This is a genomic window from Blautia sp. ZXY-1-C6 (genome assembly GCF_056339875.1).
In genome coordinates this window covers 1-10,372 of record NZ_JBWJVQ010000134.1, presented here as the reverse complement: position 1 = coordinate 10,372, position 10,372 = coordinate 1, and the positions used below count along the sequence as shown (strand labels likewise).

6 protein-coding genes and 1 pseudogene are annotated in these 10,372 nt (G+C 43.8%); 4 read left to right on the top strand and 3 right to left on the bottom strand.

What is annotated here, in order from left to right:
- Together AC075J_RS05300 and AC075J_RS05295 are read left to right on the top strand one after the other, a co-directional pair.
- Positions 1-871 (top strand): ATP-binding cassette domain-containing protein (locus tag AC075J_RS05300; RefSeq protein WP_476390110.1); only part of this gene is annotated, 871 nt, incomplete at its 5' end.
- 27 nt (positions 872-898) lie between these two features.
- Positions 899-2,263 (top strand): MATE family efflux transporter, encoded by a 1,365-nt coding sequence (locus AC075J_RS05295; RefSeq protein WP_119245933.1) that lies wholly within the window; start codon positions 899-901, stop codon positions 2,261-2,263.
- 71 nt (positions 2,264-2,334) lie between these two features.
- Here the strand turns inward: AC075J_RS05295 and leuS are convergent, their stop codons facing one another.
- From leuS to AC075J_RS05280, 3 genes and pseudogenes are all read right to left on the bottom strand, one after another.
- Positions 2,335-4,737, bottom strand: coding sequence for a leucine--tRNA ligase (leuS, locus tag AC075J_RS05290; protein WP_025576898.1), 2,403 nt, complete (start codon positions 4,735-4,737; stop codon positions 2,335-2,337).
- A gap of 409 nt (positions 4,738-5,146) precedes the next feature.
- Complete coding sequence (locus tag AC075J_RS05285) at positions 5,147-7,237, bottom strand: elongation factor G (protein ID WP_055053442.1); 2,091 nt, start codon at positions 7,235-7,237, stop codon at positions 5,147-5,149.
- A gap of 335 nt (positions 7,238-7,572) precedes the next feature.
- A pseudogene (locus AC075J_RS05280) lies at positions 7,573-7,680 on the bottom strand (DUF6783 domain-containing protein); the annotation flags it as partial.
- 207 nt (positions 7,681-7,887) lie between these two features.
- Between AC075J_RS05280 and AC075J_RS05275 the strand changes: the two are divergent.
- Entirely contained in the window at positions 7,888-8,979 is a 1,092-nt protein-coding gene (locus AC075J_RS05275; protein ID WP_025576901.1) for a prephenate dehydrogenase, read from the top strand.
- A 108-nt stretch (positions 8,980-9,087) separates the two neighbouring features.
- On the top strand, positions 9,088-10,362 hold the full coding sequence (gene aroA / locus AC075J_RS05270; RefSeq protein WP_119252695.1) for a 3-phosphoshikimate 1-carboxyvinyltransferase: 1,275 nt from the start codon (positions 9,088-9,090) through the stop codon (positions 10,360-10,362).
- Positions 10,363-10,372: the final 10 nt, after the last annotated feature.

Genomic DNA, 10,372 nt, shown 5'->3' with positions numbered 1-10,372 from the left:
TTATCATATGGAGAATCAGGAACTGAACCGTTATGTCGGGGATTATGATCATTTCCAGGAAGTATATGAGGTGAAGAAGGCTCAGCTTGAGGCTGCTTACAGACGCCAGCAGCAGGAAATCAGTGAACTGAAGGATTTCGTCGCAAGAAATAAGGCAAGGGTTTCTACAAGAAATATGGCAATGTCCAGGCAGAAGAAGCTGGATAAGATGGATGTGATCGAGCTTGCTGCCGAGAAGCCGAAGCCGGAATTTCATTTTAAATATGGACGTACTCCGGGGAAATATATCTTCGAGACGAAAGATCTGGTTATTGGTTATAGTGAACCTCTTTCCAGACCTGTTACTCTCTCTATGGAAAGAGGAAATAAGATCGCGCTGGTTGGTGCAAACGGTATCGGTAAGACAACTTTACTGAAGAGTATTCTGGGGTTGATCCCGTCTCTGAAGGGTTCCTGCGAACTTGGGGAGAATCTTCAGATTGGATATTTTGAGCAGGAAGTAAAGGGTGATAACAAGACTACCTGTATTGATGAGATCTGGGCAGAGTTTCCGTCTTATACTCAGTATGAGGTGCGGTCTGCTCTCGCCAAATGCGGTCTGACTACCAAGCATATTGAAAGTCAGGTACGTGTACTGAGTGGCGGGGAGCAGGCGAAGGTGCGTCTGTGTAAGCTGGTGAATAAAGAAACGAACATTCTACTTCTGGACGAGCCTACCAATCATCTGGATGTGGATGCAAAAGAAGCTTTGAAGCAGGCATTGATCGAATATAAGGGAAGCATTCTCCTGATCTGCCATGAACCGGAGTTTTACCGCGATGTGGTTTCTCAGGTATGGGACTGCAGTAAATGGACTACAAAAGTATTATAATAATTGGTACATGAAGGGTTATTACAAATGAGTAAATCAAAAACTGTGGATCTGACTTCCGGTCCGATCCTGAAAACTCTGGCAGAGCTGGCACTGCCTATCATGATTTCTTCCATGCTGGGAACAGCATACAGTATTATGGATATGGCATGGATCGGACTGCTTGGTGCAAAGGCGGTTGCAGGCGTGGGAGTAGGCGGAATGTATGTCTGGCTCTCCCAGGGGCTTGCATCCCTGTCAAGAATGGGCGGACAGGTAAATACAGCTCAGGCATGCGGGCGCAAAGATTATGACCAGGCACGCTCCTATGCTGCCGGTTCTCTGCAGCTCACTGCACTGTCCGGCATTTTGTTTGCTGCTGTCTGTGTTATTTTCATACAGCCTCTGCTGGGATTTTTTAATCTGACCGACGCAGAAACTTATACTGCTGCCAGATCTTATACATTAATTACCTGTGGACTGATCCTTTTTTCTTATCTGAATCTGACGCTGACAGGACTCTCTACTGCACAGGGAGATTCCCGCACTCCCCTGCTTGCAAACTTTATCGGGCTTGCAGGAAATATGATCCTGGATCCGCTGCTGATCCTTGGCATCGGACCTTTCCCGAGGCTGGAGGTTGCCGGAGCCGCTATTGCGACAGTAAGTTCACAGATTCTGGTTTTTGTAGTGATGGTTCTGCGTATCCGGCATTCCAGACTGGAGCCAAATGTTTTACAGCATCTGAATCTGCTGTCTGTTTTTCCAAAAGAATATTATAAGCACATTTTCAGGATCGGGTTTCCCACAGCTATACAGGGAAGCATTTACTGTTTCATCTCCATGGTTCTGACCCGTATGGTTTCCGGTTATGGTGCTGCCGCTATTGCAACGCAGCGTGTTGGCGGACAGATTGAATCCGTATCCTGGAATACTGCTGATGGTTTTGCTTCAGCACTGAATGCTTTTATTGCCCAAAATTACGGTGCACGAAAAAAAGACCGTATCCGTAAAGGTTACAGTCTGTCATTTCGCGTTCTCACAATTTGGGGCCTGTTTGTCACTGCAGCTTTTGTCTTTCTTCCGGAACCAATTGCCAGGTTATTTTTCCATGAAAAAGAAGCTCTGGACACTGCTGTCAATTATCTGATCATTATCGGATTCAGTGAAGTCTTTATGTCCATTGAGCTGATGACAGTGGGCGCATTATCAGGACTTGGACGCACCAGATTATCCAGTACGATCAGTGTGATCCTGACAGGCTCACGAATCCCGCTGGCATTGATCCTGACACATGCGGGAATGGGATTAAATGGTGTATGGTGGGCGCTTACAATCTCTTCTATCGTGAAGGGAATCGTGTTTACACTGACATTCCGGCATATCAGCAGGCGGTTGCCTGAAAAGGTCTAAAAATACAGCTGTCAAACTCAAAAGAGGACTGTTCAGAAAAATTTCTGTCAGTCCTCTTTTTACTGTTTCTATTATTTCGCAACAAAGTTTACAATCTTGTTCGGTACATAAATCTCTTTGATAAGGTTCTTACCTTCCAGGAAGGAAGCAATTCTCTCGTCTGCTTTGGCGATCTCGAATGCTTTTTCTTTTTCACATCCGTTAGGGATTACGATTGTTCCTCTTACTTTACCGTTTACCTGTACACCGATCTCAACGGTCTTGGCAATTGTTTTGCCTTCATCGTATTTCGGCCATTCGGAAACTGCCAGTAAGCCTTCACCTCCGATAAATTCCCAGATTTCTTCGCAGATATGTGGTGCAAACGGGCTAAGCAGTTTGATAAAGATGGTAAGGTCATCTTTGCTTAAGTGTCCTTCTGCTGTAATCTCATTAATGAGTGTCATCAGGCTGGCGATTGCTGTATTGAATTTCAGGTTCTCGATATCAGAAGAAACTTTCTTGATGGTACGGTGGAGTTTCATCTCCAGTTCATCAGATACAGATTCTTCAGAAAGGATATCTGTCAGACCTGCAACACGGTCCAGGAACTTCTTACAGCCCTTTACAGAGTTCTCGCTCCATGGTGTAGCTGCGCCATAGTCACCCATAAACAGCACATAGGTACGAAGAGTATCTGCACCGTATTCTTCTACAATATCCAGCGGGTCAACTACATTACCCTTGGATTTACTCATTTTATCTCCGTCCGGTCCGAGGATCAGTCCCTGGATGGAACGTTTTGCATATGGTTCCGGTGTATTTACTACGCCAAGATCATACAGGAAATGATGCCAGAATCTGGAGTAGATCATATGTCTGGTAACGTGTTCCATACCACCATTGTACCAGTCAACAGGCATCCAGTATTTCAGTTTGTCCATATCTGCCAGTGCATTTGCATTGTGCGGATCTGTATATCTTAAGAAATACCAGGAAGATCCTGCCCACTGAGGCATAGTATCTGTCTCACGCTTCGCTGCAGCACCGCATTTCGGGCATGTGCAGTTTACGAAAGAATCAATCTTTGCAAGTGGGGACTGTCCGTCTTCACCCGGCTCGAAGTCCTTTACATCCGGCAGGCGCAGCGGAAGTTCGTTCTCCGGAACTGCCACAACACCGCAGTTCGGGCAGTGGATAAGCGGGATTGGCTCACCCCAGTATCTCTGGCGGTTGAATGCCCAGTCTTTCATCTTATACTGAACACCGGCTTTACCGATTCCTTTTTTCTCCAGTTCTTCCAACATACGCTCAATAGAATCTTTCTTCTTTGCATATCCGTTCAGGAAATCGGAGTTTACCATTTCGCCGTCGCCTGTATAGGCTTCTTTGGAAATATCTCCGCCTTTGATAACTTCGATAATGTCGATGCCGAATTTCTTTGCGAAATCATAGTCACGCTGGTCGTGAGCAGGTACTGCCATGATAGCACCTGTACCATATCCCATCATTACATAGTCAGCAATGTAGATCGGGATTTTCTTACCGTTAACCGGGTTGATTCCCTCAAGTCCCTGGATTCTCACACCTGTTTTATCTTTTACAAGCTGAGTTCTCTCAAACTCTGTTTTCTTTGCACACTCATTACGATATGCAATGATCTCATCCATGTTTGTGATTTTATCTGCATATTTGTCAATGATCGGATGTTCCGGTGCGATTACCATGAATGTTACACCAAACAGAGTATCCGGTCTGGTTGTATAGATTTCAAGTTTCTCATCGATTCCGTCAACATCGAAGTTAACGAAAGCACCTTTTGATTTGCCGATCCAGTGGATCTGCTGCTGTTTTACATTATCCGGATAATCTACATCTTTCAGACCTTCCAGAAGCTTATCTGCATACTGGGTGATCCTTAAATACCATACATCTTTGGATTTCTGAACAACATCGCTGTGGCAGATATCACATTTACCGCCCTGGCTGTCTTCATTGGAAAGGACTACTTTACAGTGCGGACAGTAGTTAACCAGTGTTCTGTCTCTGAATACAAGACCTTTTTCAAACATTTTCAGGAAAATCCACTGTGTCCATTTGTAGTAGTCTTCATCTGTTGTATCGATCACACGATTCCAGTCAAAGGAAAATCCAACTTTCTTTAACTGGTTTGAGAATCTCTTGATGTTCTCATCTGTGATGATACGTGGATGTGTTCCGGTCTTTACTGCGTAGTTCTCTGTCGGGAGACCAAATGCATCAAATCCGATCGGGAAAAGTACATTATAGCCTTCCATACGACGTTTTCTGGAAATAACCTCCAGACTGGAATATGCTTTGATATGTCCTACGTGCATACCGGCACCGCTTGGATATGGGAACTCTACCAGACCATAGAATTTAGGTTTGTCACTGTTATCTTTGGCTTCGAAGACTTTGGCCTCTTCCCATTTTGCCTGCCACTTAGGCTCGATCTTTTTAAACAAGTATTTCATCTCTATACTTCCTCCAACATTTTGCTGTATGTGAACTACCCGGCAACAGAGTTACCAAGGCATCTGACTTAAGGCGAGATACCGTCTTTTTCAGGGTGCGTCCATGACACCACTACTGTTTGCTCCACTGAGCTACACAGCTGCTTTTATTATTTCCGGCGGTTTCAGTCCGATTATGGACATCTTATCCTAAAAATTTATTTTAATTCAACAAAGGCTGTTTGTCAATGTAACGTTTCGCTGTATCGAGTGTTTTTGCTTTACAAATGGCACTTATTTCGCATTTTCGAGTAATACACCACTAGAGTGTGTCTGAAAAAACAGGACATTCCGCATCTCTGCAAAATGTCCTGCCATTTTTATTTCTTAACTATATTTTAATTACTGCTCTGTCAGTAATTACCCTTTTTTATTCTTCCGCTTTATCTACCTTACTTGCTCTGGCTTCAATTTCTTTTGCCTGAATATCTCCAGGAGCCTGCTCGTAGCGTGCAAATTCATAGGAGAATTCTCCGCTTCCACCTGTCATAGAACGAAGATCTGTGGAATATCCATAAATCTCAAGCTGTGGAACATCTGCCTCAATAATGGTATTGCCCTGATGATCAGGAGTCATACCAAGAACACGGCCACGACGTTTGTTCAGGTCGCCCATAACATCACCGGTAAATTTATCCGGAACAGTTACTTTCATAGATACGATTGGCTCTAAGAGTACAGGTGATGCATCCATAAAGCCTTTCTTAAATGCAAGAATCGTTGCCATCTTGAATGCCATTTCTGAGGAGTCTACCGGATGATAAGATCCATCATATAAGGTAGCTTTCACACCAACTACAGGATATGCAGCCAGAGGTCCTTTTAATACGCATTCCTGAAGACCTTTCTCAACTGCCGGGAAGTAGTTCTTCGGAACTGCACCACCAACTACAACCTGTTCAAATTCATAAGGTGTCTCCAGATCGCCTGATGGCTCGAAACGCATCTTAACATGTCCATACTGTCCATGTCCACCGGACTGTTTCTTATGTTTACCCTCTACATCTGCATTCTTACGGATCGTCTCGCGGAACGGAACCTTCGGTTTGCTCAGCTCAACATCTACTTTGTAGCGTTCTTTTAATTTATTCATAACGATATCGAGATGCTGATCACCGATACCATAGATAAGGCTCTGACGGTTTGCACTGTCATTTACTACACGAAGTGTCTTGTCTTCACTCATCATCTTCGCAAGTGCCTGGGAAATCTTATCCTCATCACCCTTCTTCACTGCTTTAAATCTCTTGCAGGTATATGGTGTGGAAAGAAGTGCCTTCGGATAAAGAATCGGATTTGCTTTTGTCGCAAGGCTGTCACCAGTCTGTACGCTGTTTAATTTGGCAATTGCACCAATATCACCGGCATGAAGTTCCGGAACCTCGATCGGTTTGGATCCTTCAAGTACATATAATTTATTCAGACGTTCTTCTTCGCCTTTCTCTACGTTTAATAAAGTGTCATCGGATTTGATAACACCGGAGCATACTTTAATAAGAGAATATTTGCCAAGGAACGGGTCTGCAATTGTTTTCCACACATATGCGGATTTCACTTTCGTGAAGTCGTAGTTTGCTTCAAAGATCTCATTTGTCTTCTGAGCGATTCCGTTGCAGGAGCGTTTGTCCGGGCTTGGGAAATATCCGCAGATATCATCCAGTAAGTTGGATACACCGCGAAGATTGATCGGTGAGCCCATGCATACAGGTACGATAGATGCTTCCTGTACGTTCATTGCAAGTGCTGCGGAAACCTCTGTTACCGAGAATGTATCACCTTCAAAATAACGGTCCATGAATTCCTCGCTGGTCTCTGCAACAGATTCCATAAGGATATCGTGATATTTCTCCAGATATTCATCCAGGTATTCAGGAATCGGGCATTCCTCTTTCTTACCTTTATCTATGTACTTACGTCCTGCCTGTTTTACAACATTTACATATCCTACAAATTTGCCGTCTTCACGAATCGGGAAGTGAAGCGGTGCGATCTTCTTGCCGTAGAGTTCAGTGAGCTGTTCTACTACTTTACGGTAGCTGACATCATCTACGTCCATATCTGTAACAAAGATCATTCTCGGAAGTTTATATTTCTCACATAAGTTCCATGCCTTCTGTGTTCCAACCTGAACGCCTGCTTTACCGGAAACTACAATGATCGCTGCATCTGCTGCGCTTACTGCTTCTTCTACTTCGCCTACGAAATCGAAATATCCGGGAGTATCCAGCACATTGATCTTTACCTTATCCCACGGTACCGGGATCAATGTGGTAGAAATGGAAAAATGTCTCTTAATCTCTTCTTTGTCATAATCGCTGACAGTATTTCCGTCTTCTACTCTTCCGAGACGGTTAGTCATTCCTGCTAAGTAAGCCATTGCTTCTGCCAGTGTAGTTTTGCCAGCGCCCCCATGACCTAAAAGGACTACATTTCTAATTCGGTCAGTTCTAAATACATCCATGTTGCGTACCTCCCTGTTTGTCTGTTATGTTATTGCCGCTTGCAACGTCCGCAGCAACGATATGGCTATATATTACTAAATTTTTTTATATTTTTCAAGTATTTTATGAAATTTTAACATCTTTTTTTGTGAACTTCTTGTAAATTGATGAGCATTTTATATATTTTCAGTAATTTTCACGGATCTCGACTGTGAATTTTATCTCAAGTGCGCAGCTAGTTGACTGATTTTGATTGTACGAATATTTATAATGCATCGTTTTTTCAGTTGACTATAGCAGTCCTAGAGCGTGTCTGAAAAAGGCTTTCTGCAAGATGTGCGTCACAATTTGTGGGATATTTTACCCAGATGAGGACGCCGTAGCGGGCTACGGCAACTGAATTCGGGTGAAATATCCCGCAAAGTGGGGCGTGTAGATTGCGGGAATGATTTTTCAGACACACTCTAGTAACCAGAGTGCGAAAGACATGGAAGATATCTGCATATGATACGGCGTCCGCTTTGTCGCTTTAAATTATTTATGTATAAAAGTGCCGTATGAATTGACTTTTCAAATCATATCCTTTAAAATAGTAAATTATGAAATCATGTAACTGTTCCGTATTTTCACAGTTACGAATAATGTTACCTGAAAGGATGCAAAAACCACTATGAAAACTATCGGTTTTATCGGTCTCGGACTGATTGGCGGATCAATTGCCAAGGCCATCCGAAAATACCATGAAGACTACCGACTTCTTGCTTATGATCAGGATCGGGAAACACTTGCTGCAGCAGTAAGCAGCAATATGATCGATGCTGTATGCGAAGAACATGATGAACGTTTCAGGAGCTGCGATTATATTTTCCTGTGTGCTCCTGTAGAATTTAATGTAAAATATCTTGAATATTTCAAAGACAATATCGGTCCTGACACGATCCTCACAGATGTTGGAAGTGTCAAGGGCATTATCCATAAAGAAGTAGAACGTCTTGGAATGGAATCCCGTTTTATCGGAGGTCATCCAATGGCCGGTTCTGAAAAGACCGGATTCGAAGCTTCCAGTGACCGTCTGATTGAGAATGCTTACTATATTATTACTCCGGGCGGTGAAGTTGCACTGGAACGCCTGACAGATTTCACAGAGATGATCTCTTCCCTTGGTGCGATCCCGATGGTCCTTACAAGTGAAGAACACGATTTCATCACTGCCGGAGTCAGCCATCTGCCTCATATTATCGCTTCTGCACTGGTAAATCTTGTCAATATGCTGGACAGCGATCAGGAATATATGAAAACGATTGCAGCCGGAGGTTTCCGTGATATCACACGTATTGCTTCTTCTTCTCCAATTATGTGGGAGCAGATCTGTGTGGAAAATAATCAGAATATCTCCAATGTTCTGGATGACTACATCCGCCTGCTGGTTCAGATCAAATGTTTTGTGGATAACAAGGACTCCAGGAGTCTGTATCAGATGTTTGCAAGCTCCAGGGATTACCGTGATTCTATTGATGTGGTAGACAATGGTCTGCTGAAAAAGGCTTATGTCCTGTATCTTGATATTGCGGATGAGGCCGGCGGTATTGCTACGATTGCCACTATCCTTGCGATGGAGAAGATCAGCATTAAAAATATCGGTATCATTCACAACCGTGAATTCGAGGAAGGTGTCCTCAAAATTGAATTCTACGACGGAATCTCTATGGAAAAGGGTGCCGCACTCCTTAAAAAAAGAAATTATATTGTCTACGAACGCTAAACAGATCACCCTTTGACATTCATTTCAAAAATATTTTGTCAAAAGCAGATTGCTATAAATAACTGCAGGGAAATACAGAAATATTATAAAAACAGGCAGGAATCAAACATGGAAATAAAAAAACAGACAAACCTCAGAGGAGAACTCACTGTACCCGGAGATAAATCCATTTCTCATCGTGCAGTTATGTTCGGTTCTCTTGCACAGGGTACTACAAAGATCACACATTTTCTTGAGGGAGCTGACTGTCTCTCTACTATCTCCTGTTTCCGGAAAATGGGAATCGATATTGAAAGAAATGCTTCCGAAATCCTCGTTCATGGAAAGGGACTTCACGGACTCAGTGCTCCGTCTGAAACTCTGGATGTGGGAAACAGCGGGACTACCACAAGACTGATCTCCGGAATTCTGGCAGGACAGTCTTTTACCAGCGAATTAAACGGCGACGCTTCCATTCAGTCCCGTCCAATGAAAAGGATTATGACTCCTCTTCTGTCTATGGGCGCTGATATCGTAAGTCTTAGAGGCAATGGATGCGCACCTTTGCGTATTACAGGAAATCCTTTACATGCCGCTCATTATCAGTCACCGGTTGCTTCCGCACAGGTAAAATCCTGCGTGCTTCTGGCTGGTATGTATGCAGATGGGATCACCAGCGTTACTGAGCCGGTACTTTCCAGAAATCATACAGAGATCATGCTGAATTATTTCGGCGCAAATGTGACTTCCCAGGGAACAACTGCTTCTATTGAACCGGAGCCTGTACTGAACGGACGCGAGATTAAAGTTCCCGGAGATATTTCTTCTGCTGCTTACTTTATCGCAGCAGGGCTTCTTACTCCCGGAAGTGAGATTCTTCTTAAAAATGTAGGCATTAATCCAACCAGAGACGGAATGCTTCGTGTATGCAAGACTATGGGGGCTGATATTACTCTGCTGAATGCAAGTACAGAGGGTGAGCCTACCGCTGACCTGCTGATCCGCACAAGCAGTCTTCACGGAACCACTGTTGAAGGTGAGATCATCCCCACACTGATCGATGAAATCCCGATGATCGCTGTAATGGCAGCTTTTGCAGAGGGGACTACTGTTATCAGGGACGCACAGGAGCTGAAGGTAAAAGAATCCGACCGTATCGCAGTGGTAACAGAAGGACTGAAACGCATGGGAGCTGATATTCAGCCGACTGATGACGGAATGATCATCCATGGAGGAAAGCCACTTCATGGTGCCGAGATCAATTCTTATCTTGATCACCGTATTGCCATGTCCTTTGCTGTTGCAGGTACAATTTGTGACGGTACACTTACTATCAAAGATGGGGACTGCGTTAAAATTTCCTATCCGGAGTTCTATGAAGATCTGTACTCTCTTGGAAAATAGCAACTGTCAT